Source organism: Pseudomonas fluorescens (genome assembly GCF_900636825.1).
GTDB classification, from domain to species: domain Bacteria; phylum Pseudomonadota; class Gammaproteobacteria; order Pseudomonadales; family Pseudomonadaceae; genus Aquipseudomonas; species Aquipseudomonas fluorescens_BG.
Genome location: NZ_LR134318.1, coordinates 4,588,435 through 4,606,248 on the forward strand (window position 1 = coordinate 4,588,435; position 17,814 = coordinate 4,606,248).

The window sequence follows — 17,814 nt, forward strand, 5'->3', positions numbered from 1 at the left end:
CCTTCGATGACTGATCTGCTCACGTCCATTCAAGCCGCGCTCGGCCTGCCGCGCACGCCGATTCCGGTCAGCGGTCACGGTGCTCTGCCCTCGGCGTTCGCCGTCACCGATCTGGCCTGCGCGAGCATTGCCGCTGCCGGGCAGGCCGTTTGCGAATTGCTCAAACAGCAAACCGGCTACTTGCCTGCCGTTGCAGTCGACCGGCGCCTGGCGTCGTTCTGGTTCTCGACTTCGCTTCGTCCGATCGGCTGGCAGGTGCCGCCACTGTGGGATCCGATCACCGGTGACTACGCGACACGGGACGGCTGGATCCGCCTGCACACCAACGCCCCGCATCACCGCGCTGCTGCTGAACATGTGCTCGGTGCCTGCGCCGATCGTGCCGCAATGGCAGCGCAAGTCGCGCAATGGACCAGCGCGGATCTGGAGCAAGCGGTGGTCGCGGCCAATGGCTGCGCCGCACAAATGCGCAGTTGGGCGCAATGGCAGCAGCATCCGCAGGGGCTGGCGGTGAATGCTGAACCGTTGGTGCAATTCATCGAACAGCAAAGCCCGCAGGTCTTGGCTTGGCAAGGGTCGCCCGCGCGACCGCTGGCCGCAATCAAAGTCCTCGATCTGACCCGCGTGCTCGCCGGCCCAACCGCCAGCCGTTTCCTCGCAGGCCTTGGCGCCAACGTGCTGCGCATCGATCCGCCGAGCTGGAACGAGCCCGGCGTGGTCCCGGAAATGACCTTGGGCAAACGCTGTGCGCGGCTGGATTTGCAGGTGCCAGCGGACCGCGCGATGTTCGAAAATCTATTGAAAGATGCCGACGTTCTCCTGCACGGTTACCGCGCCGATGCGCTCGAACATCTCGGCTTCGGCGCAGAGCGCCGGCGGCAACTGGCACCGGGGCTGATCGATGTCTGCCTCAATGCCTACGGCTGGAGCGGGCCGTGGCAGAACCGCCGCGGCTTCGACAGCCTGGTGCAGATGAGCAGCGGCATCGCCGAAGCCGGCCAGCACTGGAAGCACAGCGACAAACCGACGCCGCTGCCAGTGCAGGCGCTGGATCATGCGACCGGGTATCTGATGGCGGCGAGTGCGATCAGGCTGCTGACGGGGCGTCTGGCCACGGGGCGCGGGGGTTCGGCGCGGTTGTCGTTGGCGCGCACGGCGAAGCTGCTGATCGAGCATGGGTCGGGAACGCTTGACCCGCTGCAGGCCGAAGATGGGCAGGATCAGGATTCGGCGATCGAACACACAGCGTGGGGACCAGCGCGGAGGTTGCGCGTGCCGGTGCAGATCAGCGGGACGGCGGTTTCGTGGGATTTGCCGGCGACGGAGTTGGGCTCGCATCCTCCGTGCTGGCCATGAGAAGCCCCTCACCCTAGCCCTCTCCCAGAGGGAGAGGGGACTGATTGGGGATATTGGAGAGTTACGCCGACGTGAAAGATTTTTGTCGAATCCGAATCGACTCGATCGCTCAGGTCGATGTATAGCGCCAGATACCTCGGTCGGCCCCCTCGCCCTCTGGGAGATGGCTGGGGTGAGGGGCCGCTTTTCAGATCACAACGACAACACCCCGCTATACAACCCATACGCGGCCAGCCCCGCGCCGATCACCACGCAGGCAAAAATCCCCTTCTCCACCGTGGTGAAAACCGGCTGCCCCTGTTCATGCTTGGCCTTGGCAAACAGAATCACTCCGGGCGCATACAACAGCGCCGACAGCAGTAGATATTTCACGCCACCGGCATACAACAGCCACACCGCGTAAACCAATGCGATGCCGCCAATCAGCAAATCCTTGGTGCGTTCCGCCGAGGCGTGTTCGTAGGTTTCGCCGCGCCCGCTGAGCAGCACCGCGTAGGCCGCCGACCACAGGTACGGCACCAGAATCATCGACGAGGCCAGATAAATCAGACTGGTGTAAGTGCCCGCCGAGAACAGCGTGATCAGCAGGAAAATCTGAATCATCGCGTTGGTCAGCCATAGCGCGTTGACCGGCACGTGGTTCTTGTTTTCCTTCTTCAGGAACGCCGGCATGGTCTTGTCCTTGGCCGTGGCGAAGAGAATTTCTGCGCACAGCAATGCCCACGACAACAACGCCCCGAGCAGGGAAATCGCCAGCCCGACGCTGATCAGCAGCGCACCCCAGGGTCCGACGATGTGTTCGAGCACTGCCGCCAGTGAAGGGTTTTGCAGATTGGCCAGTTCCGGCTGACTCATGATCCCCAGCGACAACACATTGACCAGCACCAGCAGCGCCAGCACGCCGACAAACCCGATTACCGTGGCGCGGCCGACATCGCTGCGTTTTTCCGCGCGCGCCGAATACACGCTGGCGCCTTCGATGCCGATGAACACGAACACGGTGACCAGCATCATGTTGCGCACCTGATCCATCACCCCGCCGAAGTTCGGGTTGCTGCGGCCCCAGATATCGCGGGTAAAAATGTCAGCCTTGAACGCCACGGCCGCGATAACAATGAACATGATCAGCGGCACCACTTTGGCCACGGTGGTCAACTGGTTGATCAGCGCTGCTTCCTTGATTCCGCGCATCACCAGAAAATGCACGGCCCACAACAGCACCGAGGCGCAAGCAATGGCAATCGGCGTATTGCCCTGACCGAACACGGGGAAAAAGTAACCGAGAGTGCTGAACAGCAAGACGAAATAGCCGACGTTGCCCAGCCACGCGCTGATCCAGTAACCCCACGCCGAGGAAAAACCCATGTAGTCGCCGAACCCCGCCTTGGCGTAGGCATAGACCCCGGAGTCCAGCTCCGGCTTGCGATTGGCCAGGGTCTGAAAGACGAATGCCAGCGTCAGCATGCCGACTGCGGTGATGGCCCAACCGATCAGAATCGCTCCCGCATCGGCGCGTGCGGCCATGTTCTGCGGCAAGGAAAAAATTCCTCCGCCAATCATCGACCCCACCACCAGAGCGATCAACGCGCCAAGGCGCAGTTTTTGCGTCGGTTGCGGCATGCAAATCTCCTCGAAAAAAACGCTGATGTTTTATTTGTAACAACTGCTGACTAAAACCGTAAGGGTAAATGACGTTTATCAGGTAATGGCGAAGCTCCCGACTCTTATATATAGCTGATGACGATAAACCCGAGCTCATTAAGTCAGTTCTGTGCGCCGATCCTGATAATTCATTTCTGCGCTGAAAACAGATGACGGACATTTGCCAAACGCTGAAAAGCAACTAGCGTCATAGTTCGAAAGCATTAATAGCTATTCCCAATTGCGCCAGCCGAATCGCTCTGGCGCGGGCCTTTCCAGACGACAGCGTTATGCCCGCAACGGGTTGATAAGTCATTCATTAACAATGGAATGTGACCATGCACTGATCCAAGTCAGCTGTTCGAACAGACAACAGTACTAGGCTGTGAGCTCTCCTTTCCTGCAATGGAGTCATGCAAATGTCTGAAGCGCCCGGAAAACTAAGACTCGGTGCACTGGTTGCACTGGTAGTCGGTTCAATGATCGGTGGCGGAATATTTTCATTGCCACAAAACATGGCCGCCAGCGCCGACGTCGGTGCAGTGCTGATCGGCTGGGCCATTACCGCAGTCGGCATGCTCACCCTCGCTTTCGTCTTTCAGACCCTCGCCAACCGCAAGCCGGACCTGGACGGCGGTGTCTACGCTTACGCCAAGGCCGGATTCGGCGACTACATGGGTTTCTCCTCGGCCTGGGGCTACTGGATCAGCGCCTGGCTGGGCAACGTCGGTTACTTCGTTCTGCTGTTCAGCACCCTCGGTTACTTTTTCCCGATCTTCGGCGAAGGCAATACCCCGGCGGCGGTGATCGGCGCGTCCTTGCTGCTGTGGGGCGTGCATTTTTTGGTGTTGCGCGGGATCAAGGAAGCGGCGTTCATCAACCTGGTGACCACCGTCGCCAAGGTCGTGCCGCTGCTGCTGTTCGTGTTGATCGCCATCTTCGCGTTCAGACTGGACATCTTCACCGCCGATATCTGGGGCGTGAAAAACCCGGATCTGGGCAGCGTGATGAACCAGGTGCGCAACATGATGCTGGTCACCGTGTGGGTGTTCATCGGCATCGAAGGCGCGAGCATCTTCTCCGCGCGCGCCGAAAAACGCTCGGACGTCGGCAAGGCCACGGTGATTGGTTTCATCACCGTGCTGTTGTTTCTGGTGCTGGTGAACGTGCTGTCGCTGGGCATCATGACCCAACCGGAACTGGCAAAACTGCAGAACCCGTCGATGGCCGCCGTGCTTGAACACGTGGTCGGTCACTGGGGCGCGGTGCTGATCAGCGTCGGCCTGATCATCTCGTTGCTGGGCGCCCTGCTGTCGTGGGTGCTGCTGTGCGCGGAGATCATGTTTGCCGCCGCCAAAGACCACACCATGCCGGAGTTTCTGCGCAAGGAAAACGCCAACAACGTGCCGGTCAACGCGCTATGGCTGACCAATGCGATGGTGCAGGTTTTCCTGATCATCACGCTGTTCTCGGCCAGCACTTACCTGTCGCTGATCTACCTCGCCACTTCGATGATTCTGGTGCCGTACCTGTGGTCGGCGGCCTATGCCCTGCTGCTGGCGGTGCGCGGCGAGAGCTACGAAGGTTTTGCCGCCGAGCGGCGCAAGGATCTGATCATCGGCGGTATCGCCCTGATCTATGCGGTGTGGTTGTTGTACGCCGGCGGGGTCAAGTACCTGCTGCTGTCGGCGCTGCTTTATGCGCCCGGCGCGATCCTGTTCGCCAAGGCCAAGCTTGAGCTCAAACAACCGGTTTTCACCAACGTCGAGAAGCTGATTTTCGCCGCAGTGGTCGTGGGCGCCGTGGTGGCGGCCTACGGTCTCTACGATGGTTTCCTGACGCTGTAACCCCTGATTGATTGTCATCTGGAGGAACACTGAAATGACCACGGAAAAAGTGAAGTACGGCGTCCACTCCGAAGCCGGGAAACTGCGAAAAGTCATGGTTTGCTCCCCAGGTCTGGCCCATCAGCGGCTGACCCCGAACAACTGCGATGAACTGCTGTTCGACGACGTGCTGTGGGTGGCGCAGGCCAAGCGCGACCACTTCGACTTCGTCACCAAAATGCGCGAGCGCGGCATCGATGTGCTGGAAATGCACAACCTGCTCACCGACATCGTCGCCATCCCGGAAGCGCTGGACTGGATTCTGGAGCGCAAGGTCACCGCCGACTCGGTAGGCCTGGGCCTGATCAGCGAAGTGAAATCCTGGCTGAAAAGCCTCGAGCCACGGCACATTGCCGAATTCCTGATTGGCGGCGTCTCGGCTGATGATCTGCCGGACAGCTTCGGTGGCAAGACCATCCAGATGTTCCGCGACTTCCTCGGCCACTCCAGCTTCATCCTGCCGCCGCTGCCCAACACCCAGTTCACCCGTGACACCACGTGCTGGATCTACGGTGGCGTAACGCTGAACCCGATGTACTGGCCGGCGCGCCGTCAGGAAACCCTGCTGACCACCGCCATCTACAAATTCCACCCGCAATTCACCAACGCCGAATTCGAAATCTGGTACGGCGACCCGGACAAGGACCACGGCAACGCCACGCTCGAAGGCGGCGACGTAATGCCGATCGGTAACGGTGTGGTGCTGATCGGCATGGGCGAGCGCTCATCGCGTCAGGCCATCGGCCAACTGGCGTTGAACCTGTTCAAGAACAAGGCCGTAGAAAAAGTTATCGTCGCCGGGCTGCCGAAGTCCCGAGCGGCGATGCACCTGGACACCGTGTTCAGCTTCTGCGACCGCGACCTGGTGACGATCTTCCCGGAAGTGGTCAACCAGATCGTCGCGTTCACCCTGCGCCCTGATGAAAGCAAACAGGGCGGCGTCGACATCCGCCGCGAAGAAGGCAATTTCCTCGACACCGTTGCCGCGGCGCTCAACCTGCCCAAGCTGCGCGTGGTGGAAACCGGCGGCAACAGCTTCGCCGCCGAACGCGAGCAATGGGACGACGGCAACAACGTGGTGGCGGTGGAGCCGGGCGTGGTCATCGGCTACGACCGCAACACCTACACCAACACCCTGCTGCGCAAGGCTGGCGTTGAAGTCATCACCATCAGCGCCGGTGAACTCGGCCGTGGTCGTGGCGGCGGCCATTGCATGACCTGCCCGATTATCCGCGACCCGATCGATTACTAACTTTTTCTTAACACGACCCGGCGCTGTGAAAGCGTAGCGAGCGAAGGAAAGACAAGGCAAAAACAGGCGAGGAAGCGGAGTCTACTGACTGTAAATGAGCATTCCGAGCCTGTTTTTAACGCAGTATTTCCGAGCGCAGTAGCTTTCACAGTGTCGGGCAAGGAGAATCATCATGGCGTTTAATATTCACAACCGTAACCTGCTCAGCCTGGAACACCACACCCCACGTGAGCTGCGTTACCTGCTCGACCTGTCACGCGACCTCAAACGCGCGAAATACACCGGCACCGAGCAACAGCATCTGAAGGGCAACAACATCGCCCTGATCTTCGAAAAAACCTCGACCCGCACCCGTTGCGCATTCGAAGTAGCGGCCTACGATCAAGGCGCTAACGTCACTTACATCGACCCGAATTCCTCGCAGATCGGCCACAAGGAAAGCATGAAGGACACCGCCCGCGTGCTCGGGCGCATGTACGACGCGATCGAATACCGTGGCTTTAAACAGGAAATCGTTGAAGAGTTGGCCAAGTTCGCCGGTGTGCCGGTGTTCAACGGCCTGACCGATGAATATCACCCGACCCAGATGATTGCCGACGTGCTGACCATGCGTGAACACGCTGACAAGCCAATCCACGAAATCAGCTACGCCTACCTCGGCGATGCGCGCAATAACATGGGTAACTCGCTGCTGCTGATCGGCGCCAAACTGGGCATGGACGTGCGTATCTGCGCGCCGAAAGCGCTGTGGCCGCTGGACGATCTGGTGGCGCGCTGCAAAAAATACGGCGAAGAAAGTGGCGCGCGCATCACCCTCACCGAAGACCCGAAGGAAGCGGTCAAAGGCGTGGACTTCATTCACACCGACGTTTGGGTGTCGATGGGCGAACCGGTGGAAGCCTGGGCCGAGCGCATCCAGCAGCTGCTGCCGTATCAGGTGAATGCCGAGCTGATGAAGGCCTCCGGCAACCCGCGCACCAAGTTCATGCATTGCTTGCCGGCGTTTCATAACAGCGATACCAAGGTCGGCAAACAAATCGCCGAACAGTATCCGCACCTGAAAAACGGCATCGAAGTGACTGACGACGTGTTCGAGTCCCCGGCCTGCATCGCCTTCGAGCAGGCGGAAAACCGCATGCACACAATCAAGGCGATCCTGGTCTCGACCCTGGCTGATCTCTGACGCCACAGCGCTCCCGCTGAAGGAACCGGAAACCCAATGTGGGAGCGAGCCTGCTCGCGAAAGCGTCAGATCAGACAACATCACTGTTGAATGACACACCGCATTCGCGAGCAGGCTCGCTCCCACAGGGATTCCGGTTCCGACAGGGAGATCGAGTCGTTTGTCATACCTCTGCTTAGAAGGATTGCACCATGCGTATCGTCGTAGCCCTGGGCGGTAACGCCCTGCTCCGCCGTGGTGAGCCGATGACCGCTGACAATCAGCGCGCCAACATCCGCATCGCCACCGAGCAAATCGCCAAGATTCATCCCGGCAATCAACTGGTCATCGCCCACGGTAACGGCCCGCAAGTCGGCCTGCTATCTTTGCAAGCGGCGGCCTACACCTCCGTCACACCCTACCCGCTGGACGTGCTCGGCGCGGAAACCGAAGGCATGATCGGTTACATCATTGAACAGGAACTCGGCAATCTGCTCGACTTTGAAGTGCCGTTCGCCACGCTGCTGACTCAGGTCGAAGTCGACGCCAACGATCCAGCTTTCAAGAACCCGACCAAGCCGATCGGCCCGGTCTACGAAAAAGCCGAAGCGGAAAAACTCGCCGCTGACAAAGGCTGGGCAATCGCCCCTGACGGCGACAAGTTTCGTCGAGTGGTCGCCAGTCCGCGACCGAAACGCATTTTCGAAATTCGCCCGATCAAATGGTTGCTGGACAAGGGCAGCATCGTCATCTGCGCCGGTGGCGGCGGCATCCCGACCATGTATGACGAAAACCGTAATCTCAAAGGCATCGAGGCGGTGATCGACAAGGATCTGTGTTCGTCGTTGCTTGCCGAGCAACTGGAAGCGGACTTGCTGGTGATCGCCACCGACGTCAATGCCGCGTTTATCGACTACGGCAAGCCTTCGCAGAAAGCCATCGCCGAAGCCCACCCGGACGAACTTGAACGCCTCGGTTTCGCCGCTGGCTCCATGGGGCCTAAGGTCCAGGCAGCCTGCGAATTCGCGCGCCATACTGGCAAGGTTGCGGTGATCGGTTCGCTGGCGGATATCGAAGCCATCGTGCAAGGCACCGCCGGTACGCGGGTCAGCACGGCGAAACCGGGCATCAGCTACCGATAACAATAAACGCCGGGGCAGGCTGACCGCCTGCCCTGCTCCCATGCCTTGAAAGGAGTAGCTCAATGGCCCAGTTCGAACCCGGTCATCTGCACATCGAGCGGCACGCGTTGACCGACGATGACGTCAATTACAACGTTTGCCTCGACTATGAAGTGTTCACCGACCCGCAGAAAGGCAAAGGGATTCAGTTCACGCTGCATGGCAGCATGCAGGGCAAGGACGTGAAGGAAACGTTTTTTCTGCCCAAGGAAGAGGCCTACAACTTTGCCCGCGATGTCACAAGGATCGCCGAGAAATACGGCATTCCCAAGACCCACAGCCAGATTGGCTCGGTGCACAAGCATTACGATCTGATGTTTGAAGATATTCGGCAGAAGTTGAATATGCACTCTGGGGATCCGGTCAATCCCGAGCATTTCGAATAGAAATCAAGAGCCCCTCACCCTAGCCCTCTCCCGGAGGGAGAGGGGACTGATTGGGGGATGCTTCAGGATTACGTCGACCTGAACCTGCGTCACCGAATCCATAATCGACTCGATCGTTCAGGTCGAAGTATCACCCAAGACACCGCGGTCAGCTCCCTCTCCCTCCGGGAGAGGGCTGGGGTGAGGGTGCTTTTGATTTAAGGCATACTTGCCCCCCTCCGCTCTGCAGATCACTGAACCGCCCCATGCGTATCCACGTCAGCTTCATCGACCGCGTCGGCATCACCCAGGAAGTTCTGGCCATCCTCGGTGGGCGCAATCTCAATCTGGATGCGGTGGAAATGATCCCGCCGAACGTTTACATCGATGCGCCGACCCTCAGCCCGCAAGTGCTCGAAGAGCTCAAAGATGCGCTGTTTCGCGTGCTCGGCGTGCAAGCGGTAACTGTGGTGGACATCCTTCCCGGCCAGCGCCGGCACTTGCAGCTCGATGCCCTGCTCGCGGCGATGACCGACCCGGTGCTGGCCCTCGACAGTGCCGGCAAAGTGCTGCTGGCCAACCCGGCCTTGATTGCGTTGTACGGTCGCGAACCGGCCGGCGAAAGCGTCTCGGCGCTGTTCAACGATCCTGGCCTGCTCGACACCCTGCTCGAAAACGGTTTCCGCCTGCCGCTGCGCGAAATCACCGTCAATGGCCAGACTCTGCTGCTCGACGCCACGCCGATCACCGATGCCGGCGCCCTGCTGACGCTCTATCAGCCGAACCGCATCGGCGAACAACTCTCGGCACTGCACCACGATCATGCCGAAGGCTTCGATGCACTGCTCGGCGAATCGCCGCCGATCCGTACGCTCAAGGCCCGTGCGCAACGGGTCGCGGCGCTTGATGCGCCGCTATTGATTCAAGGCGAAACCGGCACCGGTAAAGAACTGGTGGCCCGCGCCTGCCATGCAATCAGTGCGCGACACAGCGCGCCGTTTCTCGCTCTGAACTGCGCAGCCCTGCCGGAAAACCTCGCCGAGAGCGAACTCTTCGGCTACGCCCCCGGCGCTTTCACTGGCGCGGCGCGTGGCGGTAAACCGGGGCTGATGGAGCTGGCCAACCAGGGCACGGTGTTTCTCGATGAAATCGGCGAGATGTCGTTGTACTTGCAGGCCAAACTCCTGCGGTTCCTGAATGACGGCAGCTTCCGACGCGTCGGCGGCGATCGTGAAGTGAAGGTCAACGTGCGCATCCTCAGCGCGACTCACCGCGACCTGGAAAAAATGGTCAGCGAAGGCCTGTTCCGCGAAGACCTGTTCTATCGCCTCAACGTACTCAACGTCGAAGTCCCGCCATTGCGCGAACGCGGCCAGGACATTCTATTGCTGGCGCGCTACTTCATGCAGCAGGCCTGCGCGCAGATTCAGCGCCCGGTCTGTCGCCTCGCGCCGGGCACCTATCCGGCCCTGCTCGGCAACCGCTGGCCGGGCAACGTGCGGCAACTGCAGAACGTGATTTTCCGCGCGGCGGCGATTTGCGAGAGCAGCCTGGTCGATATTGGCGATCTCGACATCGCCGGCACCTCCGTCGCGCGCCAGACTGACACCGATGTCGACAGCCTCGAACAAGCCGTCGAGTCGTTCGAACGGACGCTGCTGGAAAAGCTCTACGTCAGCTACCCCTCGACCCGGCAACTGGCGAGCCGCTTGCAGACCTCGCACACAGCCATCGCCCATCGATTGCGCAAGTACGGCATCCCCAACAAACCCTGAATCCCCACAAATCCCCTGTAGGAGCTGCCGAAGGCTGCGATCTTTTGATTTTGTTTTTCAAAGATCAAGATCAAAAGATCGCAGCCTTGCGGCAGCTCCTACAAGTCAGAATTTGATCGCATCTGAAAACGACCTCCATCTGTACTGAAAGCGCTACAGCGGAACGATATCGCTACAGTATCCTTCGATCAGCGCTGTGCAAGGCTTTGATCCCGTTCAGCTTTTATCCATGCGCCGCGCTGTAGCGAATTCGCTACAGCAGCCAGCTTTTCAATAACCTCGAAAACCTTCAAGCCATTGATTTAAATAGATAAATTCATCTTGGCCGCGTTCTTGCTAACAACCTCCTCATTAATAAGGGCTTACTGCCCAACGCTTTCCACCGCGTCCACCAGACGAGTCTGGCCCCTGAGGAGTTTCCATGAGCGAGTTGCGTTTTACTGAAGATCACGAATGGCTGCGCGCCGAAGCCGATGGCAGTGTCACCGTCGGCATCACCGCTTTCGCGCAGAACGCCTTGGGCGACGTGGTGTTCGTGCAACTGCCTGAGCTGCATGCTTACGAAAAAGGCGCGGAAGCTGCCACCGTGGAATCGGTGAAAGCCGCCAGCGGCGTATATATGCCGCTTGACGGTGAAGTGCTGGAAGTTAACCCGGCGCTGCAAGACGCCCCGGAACTGGTCAACGATGATCCGCTGGGCGAAGGCTGGTTCTTCCGCTTCCAGCCAAGCGATGCCGCCGCTGTCGGCAAACTGCTCGATCAGGACGCCTACGACCGTCTGATCAAAGCCCAAGCCGAAGCCTGAGGAATTACGCCATGACCGCCATCAATCTCGGCACTGCCAACGAATTCATCGCCCGTCACATCGGCCCGCGCGCCGGTGACGAGCAAGCCATGCTCAACAGCCTCGGCTTCGATTCGCTCGAAGCCCTCAGCGCCAGCGTTATCCCGGAAAGTATCAAGGGCACCAGCGTGCTCGGCATGGACGACGGGTTGAGCGAAGCCGATGCCCTGGCGACGATCAAATCCATCGCCGGCAAAAATCAGCTGTTCAAAACCTACATCGGCCAGGGCTACTACAACTGCCATACGCCGTCGCCGATCCTGCGCAACTTGCTGGAAAACCCGGCCTGGTACACCGCGTACACGCCGTACCAACCGGAAATTTCCCAGGGCCGTCTCGAAGCGCTGCTGAACTTCCAGACCATGATCAGCGACCTCACCGGCCTGCCGATTGCCAACGCTTCCTTGCTCGATGAAGCAACCGCCGCTGCCGAAGCCATGACCTTCTGCAAACGCCTGAGCAAGAACAAGGGCAGCCACCAGTTCTTCGCCTCGAGCCACAGCCACCCGCAAACCCTCGACGTACTGCGCACCCGTGCCGAGCCGCTGGGCATTGAAGTGATCGTGGGCGATGAGCGCGAACTGACCGACGTGACGCCGTTCTTCGGCGCACTGCTGCAATACCCGGCGAGCAACGGTGATGTGTTCGACTACCGCGAGCTGACCGAGCGCTTCCACGCTGCCAACGCGTTGGTGGCCGTGGCCGCTGATCTGCTGGCCCTGACCGTGCTGACCGCCCCGGGCGAGTTCGGCGCTGACGTCGCCATCGGTTCTGCACAACGCTTCGGCGTGCCGCTGGGTTTCGGTGGCCCGCACGCTGCTTACTTCTCCACTAAAGATGCATTCAAGCGCGACATGCCCGGCCGTCTGGTCGGCGTCTCGGTTGACCGTTTCGGCAAGCCGGCACTGCGTCTGGCGATGCAGACCCGCGAGCAACACATCCGCCGCGAGAAGGCCACATCCAACATCTGCACCGCGCAGGTGCTGCTGGCGAACATCGCCAGCATGTACGCCGTCTACCACGGCCCGAAAGGCCTGACGCAGATCGCCAACCGCATCCATCACCTGACTGCAATCCTGGCCAAGGGCCTGACCGCGTTGGGTGCCAAGGTCGAACAAGCCAGCTTCTTCGACACCCTGACCGTGGCCACCGGCGCGCACACTGCCGCGCTGCACGACAAGGCGCACGCCGCGCAGATCAACCTGCGCGTGATCGACGCTGAACGCCTGGGCCTGTCGGTCGATGAAACCACCACCCAGGCCGACATCGAAACCTTGTGGAGCCTGTTCGCCGACGGCAAGAACCTGCCGGATTTCGCCGGTTTAGCCGCCGCAGTACAAAGCACTATCCCAGCAGCACTGGTACGTCAGTCGCCGATCCTCAGCCACCCGGTGTTCAACCGCTATCACTCGGAAACCGAGCTGATGCGCTACCTGCGCAAACTGGCGGACAAGGATCTGGCGCTGGACCGCACGATGATCCCGCTGGGCTCGTGCACCATGAAACTCAACGCTGCCAGCGAAATGATCCCGGTGACCTGGGCTGAATTCGGCGCCCTGCACCCGTTCGCCCCGGCCGCGCAAAGCGCCGGTTACCAGCAACTGACCGATGAGCTGGAAGCGATGCTGTGCGCCGCTACCGGTTATGACTCGATCTCGCTGCAACCGAACGCCGGTTCACAAGGTGAATACGCAGGCCTGTTGGCGATCCGCGCCTACCACCAGAGCCGTGGCGATGAGCGCCGCGACATCTGCCTGATCCCGTCGTCCGCCCACGGCACCAACCCGGCGACCGCACAAATGGCCGGCATGCGCGTGGTTGTCACCGCCTGCGATGCCCGTGGCAACGTCGACATCGAAGACCTGCGCGCCAAAGCCCTCGAGCACCGCGAACACCTCGCCGCGCTGATGATCACCTACCCGTCGACCCACGGCGTGTTCGAAGAAGGCATCCGCGAAATCTGCGCGATCATTCACGACAACGGCGGCCAGGTGTACATCGACGGCGCCAACATGAACGCGATGGTCGGCCTCTGTGCACCGGGCAAGTTCGGTGGCGACGTTTCGCACCTGAACCTGCACAAAACCTTCTGCATCCCGCACGGCGGCGGCGGCCCGGGCGTCGGCCCGATTGGGGTCAAATCGCACCTGACGCCGTTCTTGCCGGGCCACGGCCAGATGGAACGCAAGGAAGGCGCGGTCTGCGCGGCGCCGTTCGGCAGCGCGAGCATTCTGCCGATCACCTGGATGTACATCCGCATGATGGGCGGCGCCGGTTTGAAGCGCGCTTCGCAACTGGCGATTCTCAACGCCAACTACATTTCCCGTCGCCTTGAAGAGCACTATCCAGTGCTGTACACCGGCAGCAACGGCCTGGTGGCGCACGAATGCATCCTTGACCTGCGCCCGTTGAAAGACAGCAGCGGCATCAGCGTCGATGACGTCGCCAAGCGCCTGATCGACTTCGGCTTCCACGCCCCGACCATGTCGTTCCCGGTCGCCGGCACCTTGATGATCGAGCCGACCGAAAGCGAATCCAAGGAAGAGCTGGACCGCTTCTGCGACGCGATGATCCGCATCCGCGAAGAAATCCGCGCGGTGGAAAACGGCACGTTGGACAAGGAAGACAACCCGCTGAAAAACGCTCCGCACACCGCAGCGGAACTGGTTGGCGAGTGGACCCACCCATACAGCCGCGAGCAAGCCGTGTACCCGGTGGCTTCATTGATCGAAGGCAAATACTGGCCGCCGGTCGGGCGCGTCGACAACGTGTTCGGTGATCGCAACCTGGTCTGCGCCTGCCCATCGATCGAAAGCTACGCTTAAAAAAAGCAGCTGCAAGCTTTGAGCTACAAGCTGCAAGTCAGGGCAGATCGGGTTCTGACTTGCGGCTGTTGTTTTGCAGCAGCAATTGCAGTGTGAACACAAGCTGCAAGGAATACCCGATCCGCCTTTCACTTGCAGCTTGCAGCTAAAAGCTCCCAACTGCTCCGCAGGAGCCCCCCATGTCGTTAAGCGTGTTCGACCTGTTCAAGATTGGCATCGGTCCTTCCAGTTCCCACACCGTCGGCCCGATGCGCGCGGCTGCGCGTTTCGTCGAAGGGTTGCGACGTGAAAATCTGCTCCCGGCCACCGCCAGTGTGCGTGTCGAACTTTACGGTTCCCTCGGCGCCACGGGTAAAGGTCACGGCAGCGACAAAGCCGTGCTGCTCGGCCTCGAAGGCGAACACCCGGACAGCGTTGACACCGAAACTGTCGCCGCGCGCCTGCAGGAGATTCGCGGCAATGGCCGGTTGAACCTGCTCGGCGAACACAGCATCGCGTTCAACGAAAAAGAACACTTGGCGATGATCCGCAAACCGTTGGCCTATCACCCCAACGGCATGATTTTTCGCGCTTTCGACGCGGCGGGCATTCAGATCCGCAGCCGCGAGTATTACTCCGTCGGCGGCGGTTTCGTCGTCGATGAAGACGCCGCCGGCGCCGACCGCATCGTCGAGGACGCGACACCACTGACCTTCCCTTTCAAGAGCGCCAAGGACTTGCTCGGTCATTGCGCCACTTACGGCCTGTCGATCAGCCAGGTGATGCTGACCAACGAAAGCGCCTGGCGCCCCGAAGCGGAAACCCGTGCGGGCCTGATGAAAATCTGGCAAGTAATGCAGGACTGCGTCGCCGCTGGCTGCCGTAACGAGGGCATTCTGCCCGGTGGCTTGAAGGTCAAACGCCGCGCGGCGGCGCTGCATCGGCAATTGTGCAAGAACCCGGAATCGGCGTTGCGCGATCCGCTATCGGTACTCGACTGGGTCAACCTTTATGCACTGGCGGTCAACGAGGAAAACGCCAACGGCGGGCGCGTGGTGACGGCACCGACCAACGGAGCGGCGGGGATCATTCCGGCCGTGCTGCATTACTACATGCGATTTATCCCCGGCGCGAATGACGACGGCGTCGTGCGGTTTCTGCTGACCGCTGCTGCCATCGGCATTCTATACAAGGAAAACGCCTCGATCTCCGGCGCTGAAGTCGGTTGTCAGGGTGAAGTCGGCGTGGCCTGTTCGATGGCAGCCGGCGCCTTGTGCGAAGTGCTTGGCGGCAGCGTTCAGCAAGTCGAGAACGCAGCGGAAATCGGCATGGAACACAACCTCGGCCTGACCTGCGACCCTATCGGCGGTCTGGTGCAAGTGCCGTGCATCGAGCGCAACGCGATGGGCTCGGTGAAAGCCATCAACGCCGTGCGCATGGCGATGCGTGGCGACGGTCAGCACTTCGTCTCGCTCGACAAAGTCATCCGCACCATGCGCCAGACCGGCGCCGACATGAAAAGCAAATACAAAGAAACCGCCCGCGGCGGCCTGGCGGTCAACATTATCGAATGCTGATTACGAACGCAGCCAAACGTACCTAGCCCCCTCTCCCTCCGGGAAAGCAACGTAACTAACTCCCTCTTCCTCCGGGAGAGGGCTGGGGTGAGGGGCTCTTGATCTTGCCCTTACCCCAAACCCAATTTTCAAGGAGCCACGCATGTCCACCGAAACTCTGTCGAAAACCCCGTTGCACGCGCTGCACCTCGAACTCGGCGCGCGCATGGTGCCGTTCGCCGGCTACGACATGCCGGTGCAGTATCCGCTCGGCGTGATGAAAGAACACCAACACACCCGCGAGCAGGCCGGGCTGTTCGACGTCTCGCACATGGGCCAGATCCGTCTGACCGGCGCCAATGCAGCAAAAGCCCTCGAAACCCTGGTGCCGGTGGACATTATCGACCTGCCGGTGGGCATGCAGCGTTACGCGATGTTCACCAACGAAAGCGGTTGCATTCTCGATGACCTGATGGTCGCCAACCTTGGCAATGACGAACTGTTCCTGGTGGTCAACGCCGCGTGCAAGGATCAGGATCTGGCGCATTTGCAACAACATATCGGCGACCAGTGCACCATAACGGCGCTGTTCGAGGAGCGCGCATTGCTCGCATTGCAAGGTCCGGCGGCGGTCACTGTACTCGCGCGCCTGGCACCCGACGTGGCGAAAATGACGTTCATGCAATTCAATCGCGTGTCGTTGTCGGGCGTGGACTGCTTTGTCAGCCGCTCGGGCTACACCGGGGAAGACGGTTTCGAAATCTCGGTGCCGGCCGCCGACGCGGAAAAAATCGCTCGTGCCCTCCTTGCCGAACCAGAAGTCCAGGCCATCGGCCTCGGTGCCCGCGACTCGCTGCGTCTGGAAGCCGGCCTGTGCCTGTACGGCCACGACATGAACACCGAGACCACGCCGATCGAAGCCAGCCTGCTCTGGGCGATCTCCAAGCCACGCCGCGCCGATGGCACGCGGGCCGGCGGTTTCCCGGGCGCGGAGCAGATCTTCGCGCAGCAGCAGAACGGCGTCGCGCGCAAACGCGTCGGCCTGCTGCCGCAAGAACGCACGCCGGTGCGCGAAGGCGCGGAGATCGTCAACGAGGCTGGCGAAATCATCGGCAGCGTATGCAGTGGCGGCTTTGGTCCAACCTTGGGCGGTCCGTTGGCGATGGCTTATCTGGACAGCGCCTACGTAGCCATCGACACCGCGGTTTGGGCAATCGTCCGTGGGAAAAAGGTGCAAATGCTTGTAAGCAAAATGCCATTTGTTCCACAACGCTACTATCGCGGTTGATTGACTGTTTCTATAAGTAACGCGATTGCGTTATGCGTGCACTAATGTGTAACGCAATCGCCACAAAAAAGTGCATTTCTTAACACTCGTTTCGAATATGAACATCGCTTATAACCTTTGAAAAAATTAGCACCGGACAATCGTCTAAGGCTGCACTAGCGAACTGACTAATTGCCATCAAGGGCAATAAATCCGGGGCCTTCACGGGGCTTGTTTTTTCTCCCGTAGTTGGCGTAGAGTTTGTCTACTGTGTTTGCATGGGTCAGCTTTGAATCGTGACCTGGGCAGTAGCCTACAAGTTAGCTACATCCCGTTCGACGTCTTCTTACTCTCCTGCAACCAGCCCCAGTACTCTTTCACGAGAAAGAGGCTGTCATCAATTATTGCGTCAAAGGAAATAAGAAATGTCCCAACGTCAGAGCGGTACCGTCAAGTGGTTTAACGACGAGAAAGGTTTTGGTTTTATCACTCCAGAAAGCGGTCCGGATCTGTTCGTGCATTTCCGCGCTATTCAGGGCAACGGCTTCAAAAGCCTGAAAGAAGGCCAGAAAGTGACTTTCGTCGCTGTGCAAGGCCAGAAAGGCATGCAGGCTGACGAAGTACAAGCAGAAGCCTGATCCGTTTTACGAAAAAGCCCCTGATATTGATATCAGGGGCTTTTTTGTGCGCGCGAATCCGTAAAATGGCGCTTCATTTAGCGCCCA

At 60.0% G+C, this 17,814-nt stretch carries 13 protein-coding genes and 1 pseudogene; 13 read left to right on the forward strand and 1 reads right to left on the reverse strand.

The features are described from left to right. Positions 1 to 6 precede the first annotated feature (6 nt). Positions 7 to 1,356: a CoA transferase gene (locus EL257_RS20835; RefSeq protein ID WP_126365791.1), complete on the forward strand. Its 1,350-nt coding sequence runs from the start codon at positions 7 to 9 to the stop codon at positions 1,354 to 1,356. Positions 1,357 to 1,548: 192 nt separating this feature from the next. On the opposite strand, the gene arcD (EL257_RS20840) is transcribed toward EL257_RS20835, so the two are convergent. Then, complete coding sequence (gene arcD / locus EL257_RS20840) at positions 1,549 to 2,976, reverse strand: arginine-ornithine antiporter (RefSeq protein WP_126365793.1); 1,428 nt, start codon at positions 2,974 to 2,976, stop codon at positions 1,549 to 1,551. A 440-nt stretch (positions 2,977 to 3,416) separates the two neighbouring features. Between arcD (EL257_RS20840) and arcD (EL257_RS20845) the strand changes: the two genes are divergently transcribed. The 12 genes and pseudogenes from arcD (EL257_RS20845) to EL257_RS20895 all read left to right on the forward strand — a co-directional run bounded on the left by arcD (EL257_RS20845) (position 3,417) and on the right by EL257_RS20895 (position 17,727). Further along, positions 3,417 to 4,844, forward strand: coding sequence for an arginine-ornithine antiporter (arcD, locus tag EL257_RS20845; RefSeq protein WP_126365795.1), 1,428 nt, complete (start codon positions 3,417 to 3,419; stop codon positions 4,842 to 4,844). Between the two features lie 34 nt (positions 4,845 to 4,878). Then, a complete protein-coding gene (gene arcA / locus EL257_RS20850) occupies positions 4,879 to 6,135 on the forward strand; it encodes an arginine deiminase (protein WP_126365797.1) in 1,257 nt (418 codons plus the stop codon). Positions 6,136 to 6,307: 172 nt separating this feature from the next. After that, positions 6,308 to 7,318, forward strand: a complete 1,011-nt coding sequence (locus EL257_RS20855) for an ornithine carbamoyltransferase (RefSeq protein WP_126365799.1) — start codon at positions 6,308 to 6,310, stop codon at positions 7,316 to 7,318. Between the two features lie 38 nt (positions 7,319 to 7,356). Then, a pseudogene (locus tag EL257_RS28135) lies at positions 7,357 to 7,446 on the forward strand (metal ABC transporter ATP-binding protein); the annotation flags it as partial. A gap of 63 nt (positions 7,447 to 7,509) precedes the next feature. Further along, the gene (arcC, locus tag EL257_RS20860) at positions 7,510 to 8,439 is read left to right on the forward strand and encodes a carbamate kinase (protein WP_126365801.1); all 930 of its coding nucleotides are present in this window, start codon (positions 7,510 to 7,512) and stop codon (positions 8,437 to 8,439) included. A gap of 62 nt (positions 8,440 to 8,501) precedes the next feature. Further along, a complete protein-coding gene (locus tag EL257_RS20865; RefSeq protein ID WP_126365803.1) occupies positions 8,502 to 8,864 on the forward strand; it encodes a DUF5064 family protein in 363 nt (120 codons plus the stop codon). A 245-nt stretch (positions 8,865 to 9,109) separates the two neighbouring features. Next, positions 9,110 to 10,618, forward strand: a complete 1,509-nt coding sequence (locus EL257_RS20870) for a sigma-54-dependent transcriptional regulator (RefSeq protein WP_126365806.1) — start codon at positions 9,110 to 9,112, stop codon at positions 10,616 to 10,618. Positions 10,619 to 11,039: 421 nt separating this feature from the next. After that, positions 11,040 to 11,423 carry a glycine cleavage system protein GcvH gene (gene gcvH / locus EL257_RS20875; RefSeq protein WP_126365808.1) on the forward strand — a complete coding sequence of 128 codons (384 nt, stop codon included), beginning with the start codon at positions 11,040 to 11,042 and terminating at the stop codon, positions 11,421 to 11,423. Positions 11,424 to 11,434: 11 nt separating this feature from the next. Further along, entirely contained in the window at positions 11,435 to 14,287 is a 2,853-nt protein-coding gene (gene gcvP / locus EL257_RS20880; RefSeq protein WP_126365810.1) for an aminomethyl-transferring glycine dehydrogenase, read from the forward strand. 179 nt (positions 14,288 to 14,466) lie between these two features. Beyond that, positions 14,467 to 15,843 (forward strand): L-serine ammonia-lyase, encoded by a 1,377-nt coding sequence (locus EL257_RS20885; protein WP_126365812.1) that lies wholly within the window; start codon positions 14,467 to 14,469, stop codon positions 15,841 to 15,843. Between the two features lie 142 nt (positions 15,844 to 15,985). Further along, complete coding sequence (gene gcvT, locus EL257_RS20890) at positions 15,986 to 17,110, forward strand: glycine cleavage system aminomethyltransferase GcvT (protein ID WP_126365814.1); 1,125 nt, start codon at positions 15,986 to 15,988, stop codon at positions 17,108 to 17,110. A gap of 404 nt (positions 17,111 to 17,514) precedes the next feature. Next, entirely contained in the window at positions 17,515 to 17,727 is a 213-nt protein-coding gene (locus EL257_RS20895) for a cold-shock protein (RefSeq protein ID WP_003175786.1), read from the forward strand. The last annotated feature ends 87 nt before the right edge of the window (positions 17,728 to 17,814 follow it).

What these genes read in the sequence shown, in the direction of transcription:
- EL257_RS20835 (WP_126365791.1), top strand. Translation starts at nt 7, where the DNA reads ATGACTGATCTGCTCACGTCCATTCAAGCCGCGCTCGGCCTGCCGCGC.
- arcD (WP_126365793.1), bottom strand. Translation starts at nt 2,976, where the DNA reads ATGCCGCAACCGACGCAAAAACTGCGCCTTGGCGCGTTGATCGCTCTG.
- arcD (WP_126365795.1), top strand. Translation starts at nt 3,417, where the DNA reads ATGTCTGAAGCGCCCGGAAAACTAAGACTCGGTGCACTGGTTGCACTG.
- arcA (WP_126365797.1), top strand. Translation starts at nt 4,879, where the DNA reads ATGACCACGGAAAAAGTGAAGTACGGCGTCCACTCCGAAGCCGGGAAA.
- EL257_RS20855 (WP_126365799.1), top strand. Translation starts at nt 6,308, where the DNA reads ATGGCGTTTAATATTCACAACCGTAACCTGCTCAGCCTGGAACACCAC.
- arcC (WP_126365801.1), top strand. Translation starts at nt 7,510, where the DNA reads ATGCGTATCGTCGTAGCCCTGGGCGGTAACGCCCTGCTCCGCCGTGGT.
- EL257_RS20865 (WP_126365803.1), top strand. Translation starts at nt 8,502, where the DNA reads ATGGCCCAGTTCGAACCCGGTCATCTGCACATCGAGCGGCACGCGTTG.
- EL257_RS20870 (WP_126365806.1), top strand. Translation starts at nt 9,110, where the DNA reads ATGCGTATCCACGTCAGCTTCATCGACCGCGTCGGCATCACCCAGGAA.
- gcvH (WP_126365808.1), top strand. Translation starts at nt 11,040, where the DNA reads ATGAGCGAGTTGCGTTTTACTGAAGATCACGAATGGCTGCGCGCCGAA.
- gcvP (WP_126365810.1), top strand. Translation starts at nt 11,435, where the DNA reads ATGACCGCCATCAATCTCGGCACTGCCAACGAATTCATCGCCCGTCAC.
- EL257_RS20885 (WP_126365812.1), top strand. Translation starts at nt 14,467, where the DNA reads ATGTCGTTAAGCGTGTTCGACCTGTTCAAGATTGGCATCGGTCCTTCC.
- gcvT (WP_126365814.1), top strand. Translation starts at nt 15,986, where the DNA reads ATGTCCACCGAAACTCTGTCGAAAACCCCGTTGCACGCGCTGCACCTC.
- EL257_RS20895 (WP_003175786.1), top strand. Translation starts at nt 17,515, where the DNA reads ATGTCCCAACGTCAGAGCGGTACCGTCAAGTGGTTTAACGACGAGAAA.